The sequence below is a fragment of the Pseudomonas fluorescens genome, assembly GCF_019212185.1.
GTDB lineage: Bacteria > Pseudomonadota > Gammaproteobacteria > Pseudomonadales > Pseudomonadaceae > Aquipseudomonas.
Genome location: NZ_CP078138.1, coordinates 5,316,654 through 5,339,816, shown reverse-complemented (window position 1 = coordinate 5,339,816; position 23,163 = coordinate 5,316,654). Strand labels below are relative to the sequence as shown.

Sequence of the window (23,163 nt, the reverse complement as noted above, 5' to 3'; positions counted from 1 at the left end):
GCGGATGGGCTATCCTCGGGCTTTCGAGTCGGGTGTAGAGCAGGGAACCACCGATGATCACCAGCAAGCTGCCGAATGTCGGCATCACCATCTTCACGCAAATGTCTCAGCTCGCGGCGCAGACCGGCGCGCTCAATCTGTCCCAGGGATTCCCCGATTTCGCGGCCCCCCAGGCACTGTGCGATGCGGTCGGCCGGCATATCGCCAACGGCCATAACCAGTATTCGCCAATGACCGGGCTGCCGGTGTTGCGTGAGCAAATTGCCGCGAAGGTCGCCCGCCGTTACGGTGTGCAAGTCGATGTGGACGCGGAAGTGACCGTGACTCCCGGCGCCACGGAGGCGATTTTCTGTGCCATTCAGGCGGTTATCCACAGCGGTGACGAAGTCATCGTGTTTGACCCTGCGTACGACAGCTACGAGCCCTCGGTAGAGCTGGCCGGCGGTCGTTGTGTGCATGTGCAATTGGGCCTGGACGATTTCCGTATCGACTTCGAAAAGTTGGCCCGGGCACTGAGCCCACGCACGCGGATGATCATCCTCAACAGCCCGCACAACCCCAGTGGTGCCTTGATCAGCCGTGTCGAGCTCGACCAGTTGGCGGCGTTGATCCGGGATCGCGATATCTACCTGATCAGCGACGAAGTCTACGAACACCTGGTGTATGACAACGTGCCCCATGCCAGCGTCCTGGCCCATGAAGAGCTGTACCAGCGTGCATTCGTGGTCAGCTCGTTCGGCAAGACCTACCACGTTACCGGCTGGAAAACCGGGTATGTGGTCGCGCCGCCGGCCCTCACGGCGGAATTGCGCAAGGTGCACCAGTACGTGAACTTTTGCGGGGTGACGCCGCTGCAATACGCCCTGGCCGATTTCATGGCTGAGCATCCTGAACACATTGAAGAACTGCCCGGTTTCTACCAGGCCAAGCGCGATCTGTTCTGCGACCTGCTGGCGCCATCGCGCTTCAGTTTCACCCGGTCAACTGGCACTTACTTCCAGCTCGTCGATTACTCGCAGATCCGTCCCGACCTCAATGATGTCGAAATGGCCCTGTGGATGACCCGCGAGCATGGCGTGGCGAGTATTCCGATTTCCGTGTTCTACCAGACGCCACCGCAAGGCCAGCGCTTGGTGCGCCTGTGCTTTGCCAAGCGAGAGGAGACCCTGCGTGAAGCAGCGGTGAAACTATGCGCGATCTGAGCAGCTTGCCGAATCTCACCGTGGCGTTGATCCAGACCACGTTGGCCTGGCACGACCGTCAGGCCAACCTCGAGCATTTCGAACTGCTGCTGGAACAGGCCCGTGGTGCTGACCTGGTGATCTTGCCCGAGATGTTTACTACTGGCTTTTCCATGGAGTCGCAAACCCTTGCCGAGGCGGAAAACGGTCCGACCAGTAAATGGTTGCGGACTCAGGCGGCCAAGCTGGATGCGGTAATCACCGGCAGCGTGATCGTCCAGGCGGCGGATGGCAGTCATCGCAATCGCTTGCTGTGGGCGCGACCCGATGGCGAGGTGTGGCATTACGACAAGCGCCACCTGTTCCGCATGGCCGGTGAGCACAACCATTACACCCCCGGCGAGCGTCAGGTGCAGTTCGAGCTGAAGGGGTGGCGGGTGCGACCGCTGATTTGCTACGACCTGCGCTTTCCGGTGTGGAGCCGTGACCCACACGACACTGATCTGTTGCTGTACACCGCCAACTGGCCCGGCGCGCGCCGCCTGCACTGGAATCGCTTGCTGCCAGCGCGGGCCATTGAAAACCTTTGTTATGTCGCTGCAGTGAACCGGGTCGGCACCGATGGCAAGGGCTTCGCTTATACCGGCGACAGTCAGGTCCTGGACTTCCAGGGCGAGACTTTGCTCAGTGCCAGCGAGGCGGATGGGGTGTTCAAGGTCGTGCTCGATGCTGCCGAGTTGGCGGCTTACCGGGCGCGGTTCCCGGCGAATCTGGATGCCGATACCTTTGAGTTCACTTGAGTTCTTTGTTGCCTGACAGATCGCTTCGCGAGCAGGCTCGCTCCTACAGGTAATGCGTTTCTCACTGTAGGAGCGAGCCTGCTCGCGATGGGGCCTTTAAGGTCACAAAAAAAAGGCCCCGAAATTCGGGGCCTTTTGCATTGCAGCTATTGCATTACGCCGCTTTGGCCTGTGGCTGGCTCAGCGAGCGGTTCAGCGCGCTGAACAGGGCCTTGAAGCTGGCGGTGGTGATGTTTTCATCGATACCCACACCGTGTACCGCACGTTCACCGTTGACCCGCAGTTCGATGTAGGCCGCCGCCTTGGCATTGGTGCCTGCGCCAATCGCGTGTTCGTTGTAGTCCATGATTTCAACCGGGATTGGCAAGCCGGCCACCAGGGCTTCGAGGGCGCCGTTGCCCTTGCCGCGCCAGTTCAGGTTAGTTTCGCCCTGACCCTTGCTCGACACTTCAACTTCGACCGCGCTATGACCGTTTTCTTCCTGCAGGCGGTGGCTGACCAGCGCGTACGGGGTGTTGGCCTGCAAGTACTCGCTGTGCAGCAAAGCGTGGATCTGCTGTGCAGTCATTTCCAGACCCAAGCGGTCGGTTTCGCGTTGCACCACCTGGCTGAACTCGATCTGCATGCGGCGCGGCAAGTTGATGCCGTATTCCTGCTCCAGCAGGTAAGCGATACCGCCTTTGCCGGACTGGCTGTTGACGCGAATCACCGCCTCGTAGCTGCGACCGATATCGGCCGGGTCGATCGGCAAATACGGCACTTCCCACAAGGCATCCGGTTGCTGCTGGGCGAAGCCCTTGCGGATGGCGTCCTGGTGCGAGCCGGAGAATGCGGTGTGGACCAGGTCGCCGACGTACGGGTGACGCGGGTGTACGGCGATCTGGTTGCACTCTTCGACGACTTTGCGCACGCCGTCGATGTCGGAGAAGTCCAGTTCCGGGTTGACGCCTTGGGTGTAGAGGTTCAAGGCCACGGTCACCAGGTCGACGTTACCGGTACGCTCGCCGTTGCCGAACAGGCAGCCTTCGACGCGATCGGCGCCGGCCATCAGGCCCAGTTCGGTGGCGGCCACGCCAGTGCCACGGTCGTTGTGGGTGTGCAGGCTGATGATCACGCTGTCACGACGGTTGATGTGACGGCCAAACCACTCGATCTGGTCGGCGTAGATGTTCGGCGTAGCGCACTCGACGGTCGCTGGCAGGTTGAGGATCATCTTGTGTTCAGGGCTCGGGTTCCAGACCTCGATCACCGCATCACAGACTTCCTTGGCGAACTCCAGCTCAGTGGCGCTGAAGGTTTCTGGCGAGTACTCGAAGGTCCACTCGGTCTCTGGCTGCTGGGCGGCGTATTTGACGAACAGCTTGGCGGCGCTGACCGCGATTTCCTTGATCCCGTCCTTGTCCTGGTTGAAGACGATGCGTCGGAACGAAGGCGAGGTGGCGTTGTACAGGTGAACGATGGCTTTTTTCGCCCCGCGCAGGGATTCGAACGTGCGCGCGATCAGGTCTTCACGGCCTTGGGTCAACACCTGGATGGTGGTGTCGTCCGGGATGTGGCCGTCTTCGATCAGGGTACGTACGAAGTCGAAGTCGGTTTGCGAAGCGGCCGGGAACGACGCTTCGATTTCCTTGACGCCCACCGAGACCAGGGTTTTCCAGAAGCGCAGCTTCTTCACCGCGTCCATCGGTTCGATCAGCGACTGGTTGCCGTCGCGCAAGTCGGAGCTGCACCAGATCGGCGCGACATCGATGGTCTTCGATGGCCAGGTGCGGTCAGGGATGTCGATGGTCGGGAACGCGCGGTATTTCGAAGACGGGTCTTTGAGCATGCTCATCTGGGTAGTCCTTGTTCTGTGATCGGCCGAAAAGAGGCGGCCTGCCGGTGGATCAATTCTTGTGGGATAAAGCAGGGGGCGAGGCGCTGCGATTCAGCCCGGCAGTCGTGCGCTGACGAGGCACAGGCTGCGGTGCTGGCGAAGCTGAATGAGGGTGTGAGAGGTTTTCATGCCCTCAACCCTAACCGCGCCGGGAAAGGATGGCAAGCAGTCGAAAATCTTTGAGAGGAATACCTGTAATGTCGCTAATCTCGAGATTTTATTTTCGAGATTGGTGAAATTGTTGCTGGTAATTGCGCAGACTTTTGGTCGTGCGCAATCCATAGGGCAGGGGTTACGGCTGGAACGCACCAATGAAGATCGCCGGGTCGACCCGGGCATCATTCAGGCTGACGTTCCAGTGCATGTGTGGCCCGGTTGCACGCCCGGTGGCGCCCACTTTACCGACAACCGCGCCTCGGGCCAGCGCTTGGCCGACCTTCACGTCGATCTTCGACATGTGGCAGAACATGCTGATAAAGCCCTGCCCATGATCGACGAACACCGTGTTGCCATTGAAAAAGTAGTTACCGATCAGGATCACCTTGCCAGCGGCTGGGGTCTTGATTGGCGTTCCCGCCGGCACTGCGAAATCCAGGCCGGAGTGGGGGTTGCGCTCTTCGCCGTTAAAGAAGCGGCGTACCCCGAACTTGCTCGACAACGGGCCATTGACCGGCTTGTCCAGCAGCAGATTGCTCGGGGTATTCGGACTGAACGTGCGGTAGGCCTTGATCTGTTCCGCCAGTTCGGTCTCGATGCGCTTGAGGTTGGCCGGGTTCGGATTGACCTGCTGGGTGTTTTTCAGGGTGATGCGCTGCTCCGGGTACTTCTTGATGCTCACGGTGAAACTCAGGTTGCGCCCGGCGCTGCTGATTTGTTGTTGGCCGGGTTTGACGGTCAAGGGCACGCCGACAATCGCCAGCCAATTGTCCTGTTCTTTCACCACCAGCACCGGTTTGCCCTGGTAGCTGGCCTTGGGCGCCTGAGGGGAGGCGCCGAGACTGATCACGGCAACGCCGCCGGGCACCGGTTTGTTCAGCAGGCGGGTGATGTAGCTGTCGGCGTGGGCATTGAAGGTCAGGCAAAGCAACAGCAGGGGAGCGAGAAAGCGCGGCATTGATCAATCCAGTAGAGAAAGGGTGACAGGCGTCAGGTGGTTGTCCTCGACACGTACCTGCAGCTCGCCCTCGCCCAGCCGGGCTTTCAGGCGTTGGCCGTTGTGGGTCTGGGCGGCGCTGCGGATCGCGTTGCCGCGTTCATCCAGCAGGATGCTGTAGCCACGGGCCAGGGTCGCCAGCGGGCTGACCACTTGCAGGGTCTGCACCTGGCTTTGCAGTTGCATTCGTCGAGCCTTGAGCCCTTCGCGCATGGCCCGCGGCAAGCGTTCGCCGAGGCTGTCGAGGCGTTGGCGCAGCAGGGCCAGTTGGCGTCCGGGATGCTGGCCGGCAAGGCGGGTTTCCAGGCGCAGCAACAGCTCGCGTCGACTGTTGAGCTGACGTTCGAACGCGCGGCGCATTCGCATGTCCAGGTCATCCAGACGCTGAGCCTGCTGGCGCAGACGCTCGCCCGGATGACGCAGGCGGCGGGAAATGCCTTCCAGGCGCAGGCGATCGCGCAGCAAACGGTCGCGCATGCGCATCAGCAGTCGCCGGTGCAGGCTTTCGATGCGGCGCACCAGGTCGCTGGAGTCTGGCGCCAGCAGCTCGGCAGCGGCCGATGGGGTAGGGGCGCGGACGTCGGCGACGAAATCGCTGATCGACACGTCGGTCTCATGCCCGACCGCGCTGACAATCGGCGTGACGCAGGCATCCACTGCACGCGCCACCGCCTCCTCGTTAAAGCACCAGAGGTCTTCCAGCGAACCGCCACCACGGGCCAGGATCAAGGCGTCGAAGCCCCGGGAGTCGGCCAGCTTGAGGGCGCGGACGATCTGCGCCGTGGCTTCGCGGCCCTGCACAGCGGTGGGGATCAGGGTCAGTTGCACCTGCGGCGCGCGGCGGCGGAATACGCTGATGATGTCGCGAATCACCGCGCCGGTTGGCGAGCTGATGATGCCGATGCGTTGCGGGTGGGCCGGCAGCGGCACTTTGCGCTCGGCGCTGAACAGGCCCTCGGCGCTGAGCTTTTCCTTCAGCGCATCGAACGCCAAGCGCAAAGCGCCGTCGCCGGCAGGCTCGACGGTATCGAGGATCAGCTGATAGTCGCCACGGCCTTCGAACAGCGAGACTTTGCCGCGCACCTTGACTGCCAGACCATCTTTCAAGGCCTGGCGCACCCGTGCCGCGTTCTGCCGGAACAGCGCGCAACGCACCTGGGCGCCGCTGTCCTTGAGGGTGAAATAGACATGACCGGACGCCGGGCGGGCGAGGTTGGAGATTTCGCCTTCGACCCAGATGTTGCTGAACACGTCTTCGAGCAACACCCGCGCACGGCCGTTGAGCTGGCTGACGGTCAGGACTTCCCGGTCGAGGCCGAGTCTTGCAAAGGGATCTTTAATCATGGGGCGCAGTTTAAAGGCATTCGCTTGGGAATCTCCATGACCATGTCCGGGCCTCAGCGATCTTCGTCACGGGTCAGGGTTCGGATCAAGTGCTGGATCAGCGGCGGTGGGTCCTGTCGGTAGGCGAGGGCGACCGTGCTTTGGCAATGCTCATCAGCCAAGGTCAAAAAGCGCACGCCGGACGGGGCGATGTCCTGCATGGACTGGGGGAGCAAGGCGATGCCGAATCCGGCCTGGATCAACTGCAATTGGGTGGTCTTGCGCGACACCACCCGTGCAGCTGTAGGAAAAAATCCCTGGCCCATGCACAACTCGGCGCATAAATAGCTCAGGCCGCCGCGTTGCGGATGGGGGACGGAAATGAACGCCTCGTCCTTTAATTGCGCCAACTCGACCGTGCTGGAGGCGGCCAGTCGATGGTCCGTGGGCACTGCCAGCAGCAAGCGCTCGCTGAACAGTGGCACAATCTGGATGCCTTCACGCTGGCGCAACACCGGCAGACGTAGCAGGCCAAGGTCGAGACGGCCCTCACTCAATTCCTCAAGCTGCGCTTCGGAGGACAGTTTGCCGATGTCCAGCGACACGCCGGGCTCGCGCTCGATAAAGGCGCTGATATCCGTCAGTACCCGCCCGCACAAGGGCACCGTGCTGGAGTGGCTCAGGCGCAGGGTGCCCAGTTGGCCGTTGCCGACCTGGGTGGCCATGTCACTGGCCTTGACCAGTTCATTGAGCAGACTGCGGGCACGCGGCAAGAAGGCCTCGCCAGCGGCGGTCAGGCGCGGCTGGCGGGCGGTGCGCTCGAACAGCGGGGTCTGCAGGCGGTTCTCCATGTCCTTGATCTGCCGGCTCAAGGCGGATTGAGCGACGAACAGGCGTTCGGCAGCGGCGCTGAAACTGCCGCATTCGGCGATTTCGACGAAATAGCGCAATTGGCGGGTCGATAGCACAAGTCATGCCTTTTAGAGATAGGTTGGCGGCGTAGACGATATTAGTCGCAATGCTCCGTGCTGGCTAAAGTCATCAACATTACTCAAGGAACGCCTGTCGATGAATGTGCTCGAGTTGTTGCAGCAATGGCCGCTGGGGGCCACGGATTGGTTGTTGGTCGGGCTGGGCATCAGTCTCGCCTACATCGTGTTTGGCATTGCCGGCTTCGGTACGGCGCTGGTGGCTGGGCCGATCCTGATCCTGTTCATGCCCCTGTCGAAAATCGTGCCATTACTGGTGCTGCTGGATTTTGTCGCTGCGTTCGGCAACCTGCTGCCCTCGCGGCGAGATGTGGCCAAGTCCGAACTGTTGCGCTTGCTGCCGTGCATGGCGGTTGGCTGCACCCTGGGGGTGATCTTCCTGCTGAACCTGAAGTCCGATCTGTTGCTGCTATTAATGGGGTTGTTTATCAGTCTCTATGCGGTCTACAGCCTGTGGGTGAAGGTGCGTCCCGCGCAATTATCCGCCGGCTGGGCAATTCCCATGGGCACGATCGGCGGTTTGTTCGGCGCGCTGTTTGGCAGCGGCGGCTTTTTATATGCGATCTATCTCAACAGTCGCCTGCCCAAGGAGGCGGCCCGCGCCACCCAAAGCGCGTTGATCAGTTGCAGCACCCTGGTGCGCCTGAGCCTGTTCCTGGTCGCCGGGGTCTATGCCGAGCTACCCTTGTTGATGCTGGCGGCGTGCCTGTTGCCGGCCATGGGCCTGGGGCTGTGGATCGGCCGGCGCCTGGCCATGAAGTTGTCCCGCGAGGCGTTTGTGCGATTGGTGACCTGGTTGGTGCTGGCCAGTGGGCTGGCGTTGATTGGTCGCTATTTGAGTACTTGACCTGATTTTGTCAGGGATTAAGCTGCCGGCCTTCATACAGCAGGACCCCCAGCATGAACTCACAAAGTATCCTCGTCCCGAAAATATCCACCCTGCCGGTGCACGAGCCCAGGGCGCGGGCGATTGTGCGTTGGCTGGTGCGCAAGAACATCATTGAAGAGCCGTTGAGCACCTGTGGCCGGACCGGCAACCGCATGGCCCACGCCATCGCCCCCGGCGCCCGCGAGGTGGTGCTGCATCCGAAGGCGTTGCCGTTCGGCGAGCCGATCAATGGCCTGGAAATCATCACCAAGCGCTGCATCTATACCCCGGCCAAGGGCTTTCTCGAAGAAGCCGGCTGTGCCGAATGCCGCCAGGAAGTCGGTGAAGCGCTGTTCGAGAGCCTGGAAGACTGGATGCCGGGGCGCACCGATAACTTCACCTGCCCCGAGTGCGGCCATGAAGATGACATCAATGGCTTCCTGTTCCTTCAGGAGTGCGGGTTTTCCAATCTGGGCTTCATTTTCAACAACTGGGCCGAGGCCGGGTTCAAGCAGAGCTTTATCGATGAGTTCGCCGACTGGCTGGATTTGCCGGTGAGCTGGGTGAAAGTCGAACTCTGATGACCTTGTAGGAGCGAGCCTGCTCGCGATGGACGTGAACGATTACGCGGGGAGCCTGGTTCCCCACGGTGTTCTTGAGTCCATCGCGAGCAGGCTCGCTCCTACAGATTATTTGGCGCTAGATACCCCGTCGATCACCGCATCAATAATAGACAGACTTTTACATTGAGCCGGCGGGGGTGTCTGAGTATAATGGCGCGCTTCCATTTTCCCGCTCGGGAGCCCCCGCGATGCTGCGTATCAGCCAAGAAGCTCTGACCTTCGACGACATTCTTTTAGTGCCCGGTTATTCCGAGGTGCTTCCTAACGAAGTCAGTCTCAAAACCCGTCTTACCCGTGGCATCGAGCTGAATATTCCACTGGTTTCTGCCGCCATGGACACCGTTACCGAAGCCCGTCTGGCCATTGCCATGGCTCAGGAAGGTGGCATCGGCATCATCCACAAGAACATGACTATCGAGCAGCAAGCTGCCGAAGTGCGCAAGGTCAAGCGTTATGAAGCCGGCGTGGTCAAGGACCCGATCACCATCGTGGCTGACGCTACCGTGCGTGAACTGTTCGAACTGACCCGCATGCACAACATCTCCGGTGTGCCGGTGCTGCACAACGGCGACCTGGTCGGCATCGTCACCTCCCGTGACGTGCGTTTCGAAAACCGTATGGAAGCCACTGTCCGTGAAGTGATGACGCCTAAAGAGCGTCTGGTCACGGTCAAGGAAGGCGCCGACAAGAACGACGTGCGTGAGCTGCTGCACAAGCACCGCATCGAACGCGTGCTGATCGTCGACGACAAATTCGCCCTCAAGGGCATGATGACCGTCAACGACATCGAAAAAGCCAAGGCCTACCCGCTGGCCAGCAAGGACGACCAGGGCCGTTTGCGCGTGGGTGCTGCCGTCGGTACCGGTAAAGACACCGGCGACCGCGTTGCTGCCCTGGTGGCTGCCGGCGTTGACGTGGTGGTGGTCGACACCGCCCACGGTCACTCCAAAGGCGTGATCGACCGCGTGCGTTGGGTCAAAGAGAATTTCCCTGAAGTGCAAGTGATCGGCGGCAACATTGCCACCGGCGCTGCTGCCAAGGCCCTGGCCGAAGCGGGCGCGGATGCGGTCAAGGTCGGTATCGGCCCTGGCTCGATCTGCACCACCCGTATCGTTGCCGGTGTTGGCGTGCCGCAAATCAGCGCCATCGCCAACGTTGCCGCTGCCCTCGAAGGCACTGGCGTGCCGTTGATCGCCGACGGCGGTATCCGTTTCTCCGGTGACCTGTCCAAGGCCATCGTAGCGGGTGCTTCCTGCGTGATGATGGGCTCGATGTTCGCCGGTACCGAAGAAGCGCCGGGCGAGATCGAACTGTTCCAGGGCCGTTCGTACAAGGCTTACCGTGGCATGGGTTCGCTGGGCGCCATGTCCCAGGCCCAGGGTTCCTCCGACCGTTACTTCCAGGACTCCTCGGCAGGCGCCGAGAAGCTGGTCCCGGAAGGCATCGAAGGGCGTGTTCCGTACAAGGGCACTCTGAGCGCCATCATCCATCAACTGATGGGTGGCCTGCGTTCCTCCATGGGCTACACCGGTAGCGCCAACATCGAGGAAATGCGCACCCGGCCTGAGTTCGTGCGCATCACCGGCGCCGGCATGGCCGAGTCTCATGTCCACGACGTGCAGATCACCAAAGAAGCGCCAAACTACCGCGTAGGTTGAGCCTTCAGTAAAAAGTTAACGACCGGGGCTGTTTGATTCAGCCCCGAGTTGTTTCTGAATCACGACTGTTTCTGAATTATCTAGACGAGACTGAATCATGGCCCTCGACATTCACGCTCACCGAATCCTGATCCTCGACTTCGGTTCCCAGTACACCCAACTGATCGCCCGCCGCGTGCGTGAGATCGGCGTGTACTGCGAACTGCACCCGTTCGACATGGACGATGCAGCGATTCGCGAGTTCGCTCCCAAAGGCGTCATCCTCGCCGGCGGCCCCGAGTCTGTGCACGTCGCCGACAGCCCACGCTGCCCGCAAGCGGTGTTTGACCTGGGCGTGCCGGTCTTCGGTATCTGCTACGGCATGCAGACCATGGCCGAGCAACTGGGCGGCAAGGTCGAAGGTTCCGAGCTGCGTGAGTTCGGTTATGCCCGCGTAGACGTGGTCGGCAAGAGCCGCCTGCTCGACGGCATCGAAGACCACATCGACGCCGACGGCCTGTTCGGCCTCGACGTATGGATGAGCCACGGTGACAAGGTCACCAAGATGCCGGAAGACTTCCACATCCTGGCCAGCACCCCGAGCTGCCCGATCGCCGGCATGTTCAACGACGAGCGCGGCTACTACGGCGTGCAGTTCCACCCGGAAGTGACCCACACCAAGCAGGGCGGGCGCATCCTGTCGCGCTTCATCCTCGACATCTGCGGCTGCGAAGCGCTGTGGACGCCGTCGAAGATCGCCGAAGACGCGATCGCCAACATCCGTGCCCAGGTCGGCACCGACAACGTCCTGCTGGGCTTGTCCGGTGGCGTCGACTCCTCGGTAGTCGCCGCGCTGCTGCACAAGGCGATTGGCGACCAACTGACCTGCGTCTTCGTCGACAACGGTCTGCTGCGCTTGCATGAAGGCGAGCAAGTGATGGCCATGTTCGCCGAGAACATGGGCGTCAAGGTGATCCGTGCCAACGCCGAAGAGCAGTTCCTCGGTAACCTGGCCGGCGAAGCCGACCCGGAGAAGAAGCGCAAGATCATCGGTCGCACGTTCATCGACGTGTTCGATGCCGAATCCTGCAAGCTGGACAACATCAAGTACCTGGCCCAGGGCACCATCTACCCGGACGTGATCGAGTCGGCTGGCGCGAAAAGCGGCAAGGCCCACGTGATCAAGTCGCACCACAACGTGGGCGGCTTGCCGGAAGAAATGAACCTGAAACTGGTCGAGCCACTGCGCGAACTGTTCAAGGACGAAGTCCGTCGTCTGGGCCTGGAACTGGGCCTGCCGTACGACATGGTCTACCGTCATCCGTTCCCGGGCCCGGGCCTGGGCGTGCGGATCCTCGGTGAAGTGAAGAAGGAATACGCCGACCTGCTGCGTCGCGCCGACCACATCTTCATCGAAGAACTGCGCAAGGCCGACTGGTACCACAAGGTCAGCCAGGCGTTCGTGGTGTTCCAACCGGTGAAATCGGTAGGCGTGGTTGGCGATGGCCGTCGTTACGCCTGGGTCGTGGCCTTGCGTGCCGTGGAAACCATCGACTTCATGACCGCACGTTGGGCACACCTGCCTTACGAACTGCTGGAAACCGTCAGCGGCCGCATCATCAATGAAATCGAAGGTATCTCCCGCGTTACTTACGACGTGTCGAGCAAGCCGCCAGCGACGATTGAGTGGGAATGATGGACGTCCGGTACTGACCGGCACCCACTAGCAAGAAACACCCTGAAGCCCGCGTAAATGCGGGCTTTTGGCTTTTTGGGGGTGGCAGAATCTGGCAGCTATGCGCATCGGCAGAAAGGGCACTTCCAGGAACTTTAGCTGTGCAAGTGGCTCTACACAGGCCTACTTCTAGCTTGTTCAGGGATCGAATGAAAACCTCTTTGGCTTTTCCATTAGCAATCACTTTCGCGCTTGTCATGACCGGCTGCAGCAGCCGCCAGGCGGGTGATCTTACTTCAGAGCCGGTAGTTCCACTGGCCATGAATGACCATCAAGCCAGCATGACTTTCCGAACCATAGGCGGCGAGGGTGATCATCCTGTCAGTTACACGTACGGCTATGACAATGCGGGATTTGAGAGCGCGGGTGATCGGGTTTATGACTCCGCTTACTTCAAGCGCATACCGGCTTATCTGAAGAAAATGGCCGGTGGTACGGACAGCATCAGTCAGCTGGTCGAGGCTGACAAAACCGTCTACGTGGAAGGGAAGGTCAAGGCCAAATCGTTTACCTTGAACGGTATTCCCATGCCTACGCCGTTCGACAAGGAGCAGCCTGCTGCGCAGCAATTCACGCCGCAAGCTAAGAAGAATTACCTGGTTGAAACCGTGATCGCCGACACGTGGGTCATGAACGTGTACGAAGTCAGCGCAACCGGTGAACGCAAAACCATTGGCGTTCGAAAAGTCGATAGCGCCGCAAACTGACCGCGCAGGGAGCTCATGGGTAGCCGCCAACCTGGCCACCCTGCGTCCCGTAGTCACGTGCGCTTTGCTGTTTCTTTCACAATTGCGGGTGTATCGTATTCGCCTTTTGCGGGCCCTGGGCCTGCGGTAGATACGTGAGGTAGTTGAGTCCATGTCCTTTACCCGTCGGCAAATTCTCGGTGGCCTGGCTGGCCTGGCAGTGGTGGGTGTAGGGGCGGGTGGTGCGTCGCGTTACTGGCTGGGCAAAGTGGCCGAGGCCAATGCCGGCCATGACTATGAGCTGATTGCCGCGCCGCTGGACGTCGAGCTGGTGCCCGGGCACAAGACCGAGGCCTGGGCGTTTGGCCCTTCGGCGCCTGGGACCGAGTTGCGGGTGCGTCAGGGGGAGTGGCTGCGGGTGCGTTTCATCAACCATCTGCCAGTGGCGACCACCATTCACTGGCACGGCATCCGCTTGCCGCTGGAGATGGACGGCGTGCCTTATGTCTCGCAACTGCCGGTGCTGCCGGGTGAGTACTTTGACTACAAGTTCCGTGTGCCGGATGCCGGCAGCTACTGGTACCACCCCCATGTCAGCAGCAGCGAAGAGCTGGGTCGCGGCCTGGTCGGGCCGTTGATTGTCGAGGAGCGCGAGCCCACTGGGTTCAAGTACGAAAAGACCCTGAGCCTGAAGAACTGGCATATCGATGACGTGGGCAATTTCGTCGAATTCAGCATCCCCCGGGAAGCGGCGCGCGGCGGTACGGCGGGGCGCCTGTCGACCATCAACGGCGTGCCATTGCCCGTCATCGACTTGCCTGCCGGGCAGATTACTCGCGTGCGTCTGCTTAATCTCGACAATACCCTGACCTATCGCATCAACATCCCGGGCGTCGAAGCGCAGATTTATGCGCTGGACGGCAACCCGGTCGAGCCGCGGCCGTTGGGCAAGGATTACTGGCTGGGTCCGGGCATGCGCATTTGCCTGGCGATCAAGGCGCCGGCGGCGGGTGAGGAATTGTCTCTGCGTAACGGCCCGGTGCGCTTGGGCACCTTGCGCTCGGTGGCCAACAGCGACGCGCCGACCGAGTGGCCGCCAGCACTACCGGCCAATCCGATTGCCGAACCGGACATGGCCAACGCCGAGAAACTCAACTTCAATTTCGAATGGGTCGGTTCGGTCTCGGTGAATGTCGAGAACGGCAAGCCGCCGAGCCTGTGGCAGATCAACGGCCAGGCCTGGGACATCACCGACAAGACCTGCGCCGACCGGCCGATTGCCAGCCTCAAGCTGGGGCAGAGCTATATTTTCGAATTGAAGAACATGACCCAGTACCAACACCCGATTCACCTGCACGGCATGAGTTTCAAGGTGTTCGCCTCGAACCGGCACAAGGTGATTCCGTACTTCACCGACACTTACCTGCTGGGCAAGAACGAGCGCGCGCAAGTGGCGCTGGTGGCCGATAACCCGGGGGTGTGGATGTTCCACTGCCATGTGATCGACCACATGGAAACCGGCCTGATGGCCGCGATCGAGGTGAAGTGATGCGCCAGATTCGTCCAGCGGCCATTATCGACCGCAGCCGCGACCAGCATTTCATGCGCGAGGCGCTCGCCCTGGCCGCGCAAGGTGCGGCCCTCGGTGAGGTGCCAGTGGGCGCGGTGCTGGTGCAGAACGGCGAAATCATCGGTCGCGGCTTTAATTGCCCGATCAGCGGCAGCGACCCCAGTGCCCACGCCGAGATGGTCGCGATTCGCGCCGCCGCCCAGGCTCTGAATAACTATCGTCTGCCCGGCAGCACGCTGTATGTGACGCTGGAACCCTGCAGCATGTGCGCCGGGCTGATCGTCCATTCGCGGATTGCCCGGGTGGTGTACGGCGCGCTGGAGCCCAAGGCGGGGATTGTGCAGAGCCAGGGACAGTTCTTCAGCCAGGGTTTCTTGAATCACCGGGTGCTGTATGAGGGTGGGGTGCTGGCCGAGGAGTGCGGGACGGTGTTGAGCGAGTTCTTCAAGGCTCGGCGCGCCAAACCATCAGACTAAACACCGACCCCCTGTAGGAGCGAGCCTGCTCGCGATGGTGGACAACGATAACGCGGGCTTTCTGAATGAATGCGGCGCTTTCAAGTCCATCGCGAGCAGGCTCGCTCCTACAGGTTTCTGCATTATTTTCTGGCGACAATCACCGCCCGCATCGGCGCCGGCAGGCCTTCGATGGTCTTGCTGTGGTCCTCGGGGTCGAGAAAATCCCTCAGCGACTGATACTTCATCCACTCGGTGCCACGCTGTTCCTCGACCGTCGTAGTACTCACATCCACACAGCGCACATCGCTGAACCCGGCACGGCGCAGCCATAGCATCAGCGCCGGCACCGACGGCAGGAACCAGACGTTACGCATCTGCGCATAACGATCTTCCGGCACCAGTACCTGTTGCTCGTCGCCTTCGATTACCAGAGTTTCCAGCACCAGTTCGCCACCCTTGACCAGGCAGTCCTTGAGCGCCAGCAGATGCTCGATCGGCGAGCGGCGGTGATAGAACACACCCATGGAGAATACGGTGTCGAAGCCTTCCAGGTTAGGCGGCAGGTCTTCGAAGGGGAAGGGCAGGTGCCAGGCGTTGGGTTCGGACAGGTAGCGCTGAACCGCCTGGAACTGGCAGAAAAACAGCCAGTTCGGGTCGACGCCGATCACGCTGTCGGCCCCGGCTCCGAGCATGCGCCACATGTAATAGCCGTTGCCGCAGCCGACGTCGAGGATGCGCTTTCCTTTGAGATCCAGGTGAGGCGCAACCCGCGACCATTTCCAGTCCGAACGCCATTCGGTGTCGACATGCACGCCGAACAGGTCGAACGGGCCCTTGCGCCATGGTGACAGGCCCATCAGTGCGGTGCGCATCTGTGCCCGGGTTTCGGCGTCGCAATCGGTGTCGAGCTTCAGGCCATTGAGTAGATCGACTTCAGTGGGCTGGATCTTTGGCAGGGCATCCAGCGCGCTTTGCCAGCGCTCAAGGTCGCCGTGGCCTTTCTCCATCTTGACGTCGAGTTGCGCTTGCAGGGTCTTGGCCCATTCAGCCAGCGGTGTACCGGCCAGACGGCGGGCGAGGGGGGACAGATCAATCATGGCAAGGCAATCAACGAGGCAAAGTTAAGACACTGGAACCACGGCACGACTTTCGAGAATCCGGCGGCCAGCAGGCGTTCGCGGTGTTCTTCGAGGCTGTCGGGCTTCATGACGTTTTCGATGGCGCTGCGCTTCTGGGCAATTTCCAGTTCGCTGTAACCGTTGGCGCGCTTGAAGGCGATGTGCAGATCGGTGAGCAACTCGTGCTCCTGCAGGTCTTCAAAGCGCAGTTTTTCCGAAAGGATCAGGGCGCCGCCGGGCAGTAGCGACTGGCGGATCCGCGCGAGCAATTCAGTGCGCTGCGACGGCGCGATGAATTGCAGGGTGAAGTTCAGCGCCACCACCGAGGCCGGCTGGAAGTCCAGGGCGAGGATGTCGCCTTCGATCACCTCTACTGGCAACAACTCCTGGAACATCGAATCCTGACCATTCAGGTACTCGCGGCAGCGCTCGACCATGGCCGCCGAGTTATCCACCGCGATTACCCGGCAGCCGTCGGTGCGCACGTGACGGCGCAGGGCCTGGGTCACCGCGCCGAGGGACGAACCGAGGTCGTACAGCACGCTGTTGGGCTGGGCAAACTGCGCGGCGAGCACGCCGAGGTTCTCGACAATGGTCGGATAACCCGGCACCGAGCGCTTGATCATGTCCGGGAACACCCGCACCACATCCTCGTTAAAGGCGAAGTCAGGCACCTGGGCCAAAGGCTGGGCGAAAAGGCGATCGGGTTCTTTGCTCACGGCGGTTCCAGCGGTGATATGGAAAAGGCCGGCATTTTAGCCAAGTTGGCGAGGGGATGCGCGGCTTGTCTGATAAACCGCGCCGGGCCGTGCTATGGCTGCTCGCGTTCCGGGCGATGGCTTTGGGAAAAGGCTGACGCCGCGATGCCCCATTGCCCCAGCCAGTAACTGATGATGATCACATAAGGCGCGGCCGAAAACGGCACGGCAAAGCGGTCGATACCGATCACGCTGTCGGAAAACACAAAGGCCAGGGCACCCGCGGCAGCCAACAAGGCGGAGCGCTTGGGCACATCGCTGCCGAGGCGGGCCAGGGCGCGCCAGAGCATGGCGCTGATGGCGGTGCCGTAGACAATCACGGGGATTAGCAGCGGGCCGAGGCCGTGGGCAATCAGGATACCCAGCAGCACGGCACCGACTACCAGAGCAATGATCAGCGCTGGCAGCGCCGGACGCCGGCAATCGCTCAAATAGGCTTTCAGATACGCCAGGTGCGCCACCAGGAACGCCCCGAGGCCGAACACGAACAGATCGCCCGGCCAGGCCAGCAGCACGTCGCCGAGCAGGGAAAAGATCAGTCCCAGGCTGATCCAGCGACGGTATTCGCTCGGCGGTGCATCGTGCAGCCAGCCAAGCAATGCCAGGACCGGCAGCGGCTTGACCAGCAGGCACAGCAACTCGGCGTGCACGCTTACCCCGTAGAGGAAGGTGACCGCCCCCATCAGCGCCAGAATCAACCAGCCCATCAGTTCACCGTGATCGCGCAGTCGAAGGTCTCGACCGGATCCACTTCCGGCGCCCAAGGCTGCTGCGAGGTCAGGCGCAGGCGGCCGTTACCGCTGCTGAACGCCTGAAAGCGCCAGGTAGAAACACCGGCGCTGCCCACCAGGCCGCTGTTCTCCGGGTTGGTATACACCTCGGGGCTGATCGCCCGCAGCACGCCACCGGCTGAATCCTGAATTGCCCAGCGATAGCCCGTGGTCGGGTTGCTCGGCAGGGTCAGGATCAGGTTTTGCCCGGTGTGCAGTTGCACCGGGCACTGGCTCTGCTTCTCAACCGTCAGGTTTTGCTTGGGTTGCGAGGCACAGGCTGCCAGCAGGGCAAGGCTCAGGGGCAATAACAGGCGGGTGGGGGACATCAAAATCAGGCGCTCCGGAATTTCGCGACGAACGGCGAGCATAACCGAAGATGAGACAAATTGTGACAGTGGGCCATGGATGTCTGGGAAATGGATTGGCAGGCCTGGCCTCTCGCGGACTTGCCCGCGAGAGGCCAGGACAGGCGCTACAGAAGGATCAGAACAACACCTTCGCCACATCCGCAAAGCGCTTGGCAAAGTGCACGGTAATCCCTTCCTTGAGGTAGTCCGGCAGTTCTTCGAAGCTGCCCCGGTTGGGTTCCGGCAGGATCAGTTCATGAATCTTCTGCCGCCGCGCGGCAATTACCTTTTCCCGCACCCCGCCAATCGGCAGTACATGCCCGGTCAGGGTCAGTTCGCCGGTCATTGCCACGCCTTTCTTCGGCGGCTGGTTGCGCGCCAACGAGAGCAGGGCGCTGGCCATGGTCACGCCGGCACTCGGGCCGTCCTTGGGCGTGGCACCTTCCGGCACGTGCAGGTGGATGAAGGCTTCGTCGAAGAACTTGGCATCGCCACCGAACTGCTTGAGGTGAGAACTGACGTAGCTGTAGGCGATCTCAGCCGATTCCTTCATCACCTCACCCAACTGCCCGGTGAGCTTGAAGCCGCGGTTGAGGGTGTGGATGCGCGTGGCTTCGATCGGCAGGGTGGCGCCGCCCATGCTGGTCCAGGCCAGGCCGGTGATCACCCCGGTGCCTGAAAGCACTTGCTCGTTGCGGAACACCGGGATACCCAGCGAGGTTTCCAGGTCCTTGGGGCCGATCTTGATCACTTGCTGCGGATCATCCATCAACTTGATCACCGCTTTGCGCGTCAGTTTGCCCAGTTGTTTTTCCAGCTGACGCACGCCGGCTTCGCGGGCGTAACCGTCGATCAGCGCCTTGAGCGCGCTGTCGCTGATGGACAGGCTGGTTTTCGCCACGCCGGCCTTTTCCAGCTGCTTGGGCCACAGGTGACGCTTGGCGATCGCGACTTTCTCTTCGGTGATGTAGCCCGACAGGCGAATCACTTCCATACGGTCGAGCAACGGGCCGGGGATCGAGTCGAGGGTGTTGGCGGTGCAGACGAACAGCACTTTCGACAGGTCCAGGCGCAGGTCCAGGTAGTGGTCGAGGAATTCGACGTTCTGTTCCGGGTCAAGGGTTTCCAGCAGCGCCGAGGCCGGGTCGCCCTGGAAGCTTTGGCCCATCTTGTCGATCTCGTCGAGCATGATCACCGGGTTCATCACTTCGACGTCCTTCAACGCCTGCACCAGCTTGCCCGGCAGCGCGCCAATATAGGTGCGGCGGTGACCCTTGATCTCGGCTTCATCGCGCATGCCGCCGACGCTGAAGCGATAGAACGGCCGCCCGAGGGATTCGGCGATGGACTTGCCGATACTGGTCTTACCCACGCCCGGCGGGCCGACCAGCAACACGATGGAACCGGCGATCTCGCCCTTGTAGGCGCCCACGGCGAGGAATTCGAGAATGCGGTCCTTGATGTCATCGAGGCCCGCATGGTGTTTATCGAGCACTTTGCGCGCGAGCTTGAGGTCGAGCTTATCCTCGCCGTAGATGCCCCAGGGCACGGCGGTCGCCCACTCCAGGTAGTTGCGAGTCACGGCGTATTCCGGCGAGCCGGTTTCGAGGATCGACAGTTTATTGAGTTCTTCTTCGATGCGTTTTTGTGCCTGCGGCGGCAGGACTTTACCGGTCAGGCGTTGTTCAAACTGCTCGACATCGGCGCTGCGGTCGTCCTTGGTCAGGCCCAGTTCCTGTTGGATGACCTTGAGTTGTTCCTTGAGGAAAAATTCGCGCTGGTGTTCGCCGATCTTGCGGTTCACTTCGGCGGAGATTTCTTTCTGCAGGCGCGCGACTTCGACTTCCTTGCGCAGCATTGGCAGGACTTTTTCCATGCGCTTGAGCATGGGCACGCAGTCGAGGACTTCCTGCAGGTCATTGCCGGTGGCCGAAGTCAACGCGGCAGCGAAATCAGTCAGCGGCGAGGGATCGTTGGGGCTGAAGCGGTTGAGGTAATTCTTCAGTTCTTCGCTGTACAGCGGGTTGAGCGGCAGCAGCTCTTTGATCGCGTTGATCAGCGCCATGCCGTAGGCCTTGACCTCATCGGTCGGCTCGCTCGGCTGGTGCGGGTATTCAACTTCCACCAGGTACGGTGGGCGGTGGTGTTTGAGCCAGGTCTTGAGTCGGACACGGGTCAGGCCCTGGGCGACAAATTGCAGTTTGCCGTTCTCGCGGCTGGCGTGGTGGACCTTGACCAGGGTGCCGTAGAGCGGCAGTGCGCTGGTGTCGAAGTGTCGGGGATCTTCCTGCGGGGTGTCCATGTAGAACAGCGCCAGGGAGTGGTGCTCGGACTTGGCCACGAGGTCCAGGGTTTCGGCCCAGGGCTCTTCATTGACGATGACCGGCAGCACTTGCGCAGGGAAGAACGGCCGGTTGTGAATCGGGATGATGTAGACCTTGTCCGGCAGGTTCTGCCCGGGCAAGGCCAGGCCTTTGCCAGAGTGGGCGGGGTGTTCGGCGTTCTGCGGATCGGCGTATTCGCTGAGGTCTTCGGGGAATGCTTGCTGGTCGCTCATGGGGCACCTGCGCAATGGGGTATGGGTCTTAGATGGGGCAGGTGGCGGGTGGTTTCAATGGTGGGCGCGGTTTGTTTGGTAAGCGCTTTGTTACCTGGAGACTGATTGGCTCGCGCAGAAAAAAGGCGACTACCGGGAGGTAGTCGCCTTTTTCATACCGCCGGGAAAGCTTATTCCGGCAGTTTGTAGGCGATCACGTAGTCGCCCATTTTGGTACCCAGGGAGCCGTGACCACCGACCACCAGCAGCACGTACTGCTTGCCGTCCTTGCCGGTGTAGGTCATAGGCGTGGCCTGGCCGCCCGCTGGCAGGCGGGCTTTCCACAGTTCCTTGCCGGTGTTGACGTCATAGGCGCGCAGGTACTGGTCCAGGGTGCCGCTGAGGAAGCCGACGCCGCCGGCAGTGACGATCGAGCCGCCCATGCTTGGCACGCCGATCGGTAGGCCGATAGGCAGTGGCGAGCTGTCGCGGCTGGTGCCGTTCTTGCGCTTCCACGCCACTTTGCCAGTGGTCAGGTCGATCCCGGCCACATAGCCCCAGGCGGGGGCCTGGCACGGTACGCCGAACGGCGACATGAACGGGTGCATGATCACCGCGTAAGGCGCGCCGGTGTTCGGTTGCACCCCTGCGGTTTCGCTCTCGCGCTTGCTGCCGGCCGCCACTTGGGCGCGTGGCACCATTTTCGAGACGAAGGCCATGTAGTTCGGGCTGGTGAACAGCATCTGGCGCACCGGGTCGACCGACACGCCGCCCCAGTTGAACACACCGACGTTACCCGGGTAGATCAGGCTGCCCTGTTCCGACGGCGGGGTGTATTGGCCTTCGTAGCGCAGTTCCTTGAACTGGATGCGGCACAGCATCTGGTCGAACGGGCTGGCGCCCCACATGGCTTTTTCGGTGAGTTCCGGAGCCAGCAGGTTGAGGTCCGAACGGGCCTGGGTCGGTGCGGTGTGGTCACCTTTGACAGCGCCCTGTGGAACAGGGATCTCGCGGATCGGGATGATCGGCGTGCCGTCACGACGGTCGAGCACATACAGGCTGCCCTGTTTGGTCGGGGCGATCAGCGCCGGTTTCACGCCGTCGGCGGTTTTCATGTCCAACAGGGTTGGCTGGCTGCCAACGTCCATGTCCCACAGGTCGTGGTGGGTGAACTGGTAGTTCCAGCGCACCTTGCCGGTGGCCAGGTCCAGGGCCACCAGGCCAGCGCTGAATTTCTCGGCGCCCGGGGTGCGATCGGCGCCCCATTGGTCAGGTGTCTGGTTGCCCAGTGGCAGGTAGACCATGCCGAGTTTTTCGTCGACGCTGGCCAGCGACCACATGTTCGCCGAGTTGCGGCTGTAGTGTTCGCCTTCAGGCAGAGGCTCGGTGGCGTCCGGGTTGTTGCTGTCCCAGTTCCACACCAGGTGACCGTCGTGGACGTCGAAAGCGCGGATCACGCCGGACGGCTCGTTGGTCGACTCGTTGTCGGTCACGTGGCCGCCCATGATCACCAGGTCACGGGTGATCGCGGCTGGCGAGGTGGCGTAGTAGCCGCCCGGGGTGAACGGGCCAATACCGGTGGTCAGGTCGACCACGCCCTGGTTGCCGAAGCCTTCGCAAACCTTGCCGGTGTCGGCATTGAGAGCGATCAGGCGCGCGTCGGCGGTGGGCAGGTACAGGCGGCGTGGGCAGGCCTGGGCCACGGCCTTGCCGGCCTCGGAAATCGCTGCGTTGGAAGCGACATCCGATTGGGCGTAGGCGTTTTCGTCATAGTAGGAAACGCCACGGCAGGTCATGTGGGCGAAGCCCTTGAAGCCCACGGGGCTCTTGATCTGCGGGTCGAAACGCCAGATTTCCTTGCCGGTGTCCGGGTCCAGCGCCAGCACCTTGCTGTGAGCGGTGCAGGCATACAGCATGCCGTTGACCTTGAGCGGGGTGTTTTCGTTGGTCAGCTCCACCGGGTCGCCCGCGGTGGGCAGGTCGCCGGTGCGGATGCGCCAGGCTTCCTGCAGCTTACCGACGTTTTCCGGGGTGATCTGCTTGAGCGGCGAGTAGCGGTCGCCAAACTCGCTGCGGCCATAGGCCTGCCAATCGCCATCCGGCATGGCCGGGGCGGTGCTGGTCATGTCGGTGCTGTCGCGACCCAGTTCGCCGAGCACTTCGCCCGGGTGGGTGAACTGGCTGCCCACGGCAGCGGCGCCGGCGATCACCACGGCCACGCTCAAGGCGGCAGTGCCCAGTGGTGCCGGGCCCTGGCGCAGCAACGGACGACGGAACCACGGCAGCAGCAGGACCACGCCGAGGGCGAACCACAGCGACAGCCGCGGCACCAGTTGCCACCAGTCCAGGCCGACTTCCCACAACGACCAGGCGGTACTGGCCAGCAGCACCAGTGCATACAGGCCCAAGGCTGCGCGACGGCCGGCCAGCAGCAGAATGCCGGTCAGCGCCAGGCCGATACCGGCCAGCAGGTAGTACAACGAGCCGCCAAGCATGCTCAGCTTGATCCCCCCGGCCAACAAGGCCAGGCCCATTAGCAGCAGCAGGATGCCGAGCAGGCTCGGCATCAGGCGGCTTGGACTTGAAGCACCTTCAGTGCTCATAGTGCGATTCTCCGTGACGTTTTAAGTAGCCTTGCGCAAGTTCACTGTAGATGAGGATCGTGCGCGGGCGTGGTTCAGATAAAAGCGGTGATCCCTGTAGGAGCGAGCCTGCTCGCGATGGACGTAAAC

At 61.7% G+C, this 23,163-nt stretch carries 19 protein-coding genes; 9 read left to right on the top strand and 10 right to left on the bottom strand.

Annotation, left to right across the window (positions count from 1 at the left end):
* Window positions 1-53: 53 nt before the first annotated feature.
* A complete protein-coding gene (locus tag KW062_RS23890; protein ID WP_027619668.1) occupies window positions 54-1,202 on the top strand; it encodes a pyridoxal phosphate-dependent aminotransferase in 1,149 nt (382 codons plus the stop codon).
* On the top strand, window positions 1,190-1,981 hold the full coding sequence (locus KW062_RS23885; RefSeq protein ID WP_105755907.1) for an amidohydrolase: 792 nt from the start codon (window positions 1,190-1,192) through the stop codon (window positions 1,979-1,981). The genes KW062_RS23890 and KW062_RS23885 overlap by 13 nt, the downstream gene beginning before the upstream one ends.
* A gap of 154 nt (window positions 1,982-2,135) precedes the next feature.
* Here the strand turns inward: KW062_RS23885 and leuA are convergent, their stop codons facing one another.
* The 4 genes from leuA to KW062_RS23865 all read right to left on the bottom strand — a co-directional run bounded on the left by leuA (window position 2,136) and on the right by KW062_RS23865 (window position 7,301).
* Entirely contained in the window at window positions 2,136-3,815 is a 1,680-nt protein-coding gene (leuA, locus tag KW062_RS23880; protein WP_027619670.1) for a 2-isopropylmalate synthase, read from the bottom strand.
* Between the two features lie 334 nt (window positions 3,816-4,149).
* Window positions 4,150-4,971, bottom strand: a complete 822-nt coding sequence (locus KW062_RS23875) for a peptidoglycan DD-metalloendopeptidase family protein (RefSeq protein ID WP_027619671.1) — start codon at window positions 4,969-4,971, stop codon at window positions 4,150-4,152.
* A gap of 3 nt (window positions 4,972-4,974) precedes the next feature.
* On the bottom strand, window positions 4,975-6,354 hold the full coding sequence (gene xseA, locus KW062_RS23870; RefSeq protein ID WP_027619672.1) for an exodeoxyribonuclease VII large subunit: 1,380 nt from the start codon (window positions 6,352-6,354) through the stop codon (window positions 4,975-4,977).
* Between the two features lie 53 nt (window positions 6,355-6,407).
* Complete coding sequence (locus tag KW062_RS23865) at window positions 6,408-7,301, bottom strand: LysR family transcriptional regulator (protein ID WP_105755906.1); 894 nt, start codon at window positions 7,299-7,301, stop codon at window positions 6,408-6,410.
* A gap of 100 nt (window positions 7,302-7,401) precedes the next feature.
* Here KW062_RS23865 and KW062_RS23860 point away from each other — a divergent pair, with 100 nt between their 5' ends.
* From KW062_RS23860 to tadA, 7 genes are all read left to right on the top strand, one after another.
* Window positions 7,402-8,169 (top strand): sulfite exporter TauE/SafE family protein, encoded by a 768-nt coding sequence (locus tag KW062_RS23860; RefSeq protein WP_027619674.1) that lies wholly within the window; start codon window positions 7,402-7,404, stop codon window positions 8,167-8,169.
* A gap of 53 nt (window positions 8,170-8,222) precedes the next feature.
* Window positions 8,223-8,771 carry a hypothetical protein gene (locus KW062_RS23855; RefSeq protein ID WP_027619675.1) on the top strand — a complete coding sequence of 183 codons (549 nt, stop codon included), beginning with the start codon at window positions 8,223-8,225 and terminating at the stop codon, window positions 8,769-8,771.
* Between the two features lie 230 nt (window positions 8,772-9,001).
* Window positions 9,002-10,471 carry an IMP dehydrogenase gene (gene guaB / locus KW062_RS23850; RefSeq protein WP_027619676.1) on the top strand — a complete coding sequence of 490 codons (1,470 nt, stop codon included), beginning with the start codon at window positions 9,002-9,004 and terminating at the stop codon, window positions 10,469-10,471.
* Window positions 10,472-10,568: 97 nt separating this feature from the next.
* Window positions 10,569-12,146 (top strand): glutamine-hydrolyzing GMP synthase, encoded by a 1,578-nt coding sequence (gene guaA, locus KW062_RS23845; RefSeq protein WP_027619677.1) that lies wholly within the window; start codon window positions 10,569-10,571, stop codon window positions 12,144-12,146.
* A 188-nt stretch (window positions 12,147-12,334) separates the two neighbouring features.
* Window positions 12,335-12,892 (top strand): hypothetical protein, encoded by a 558-nt coding sequence (locus KW062_RS23840; protein ID WP_027619678.1) that lies wholly within the window; start codon window positions 12,335-12,337, stop codon window positions 12,890-12,892.
* 151 nt (window positions 12,893-13,043) lie between these two features.
* Entirely contained in the window at window positions 13,044-14,420 is a 1,377-nt protein-coding gene (locus KW062_RS23835) for a multicopper oxidase family protein (RefSeq protein WP_105755905.1), read from the top strand.
* The gene (gene tadA, locus KW062_RS23830) at window positions 14,420-14,917 is read left to right on the top strand and encodes a tRNA adenosine(34) deaminase TadA (protein ID WP_027619680.1); all 498 of its coding nucleotides are present in this window, start codon (window positions 14,420-14,422) and stop codon (window positions 14,915-14,917) included. Before KW062_RS23835 ends, tadA begins: the two co-directional genes overlap by 1 nt.
* A 122-nt stretch (window positions 14,918-15,039) precedes the next feature.
* Here the strand turns inward: tadA and cmoB are convergent, their stop codons facing one another.
* From cmoB to KW062_RS23800, 6 genes are all read right to left on the bottom strand, one after another.
* A complete protein-coding gene (cmoB, locus tag KW062_RS23825; RefSeq protein WP_105756110.1) occupies window positions 15,040-15,996 on the bottom strand; it encodes a tRNA 5-methoxyuridine(34)/uridine 5-oxyacetic acid(34) synthase CmoB in 957 nt (318 codons plus the stop codon).
* Entirely contained in the window at window positions 15,993-16,736 is a 744-nt protein-coding gene (gene cmoA / locus KW062_RS23820) for a carboxy-S-adenosyl-L-methionine synthase CmoA (protein WP_027619682.1), read from the bottom strand. Before cmoA ends, cmoB begins: the two co-directional genes overlap by 4 nt.
* A 92-nt stretch (window positions 16,737-16,828) precedes the next feature.
* Window positions 16,829-17,482: a lysoplasmalogenase gene (locus KW062_RS23815; protein WP_027619683.1), complete on the bottom strand. Its 654-nt coding sequence runs from the start codon at window positions 17,480-17,482 to the stop codon at window positions 16,829-16,831.
* Window positions 17,482-17,874 (bottom strand): protease inhibitor I42 family protein, encoded by a 393-nt coding sequence (locus tag KW062_RS23810; RefSeq protein WP_105756111.1) that lies wholly within the window; start codon window positions 17,872-17,874, stop codon window positions 17,482-17,484. Before KW062_RS23810 ends, KW062_RS23815 begins: the two co-directional genes overlap by 1 nt.
* Window positions 17,875-18,031: 157 nt before the next feature.
* Window positions 18,032-20,452: an endopeptidase La gene (gene lon, locus KW062_RS23805; RefSeq protein WP_027619685.1), complete on the bottom strand. Its 2,421-nt coding sequence runs from the start codon at window positions 20,450-20,452 to the stop codon at window positions 18,032-18,034.
* 170 nt (window positions 20,453-20,622) lie between these two features.
* Complete coding sequence (locus KW062_RS23800; protein WP_027619686.1) at window positions 20,623-23,034, bottom strand: glucose/quinate/shikimate family membrane-bound PQQ-dependent dehydrogenase; 2,412 nt, start codon at window positions 23,032-23,034, stop codon at window positions 20,623-20,625.
* Window positions 23,035-23,163: the final 129 nt, after the last annotated feature.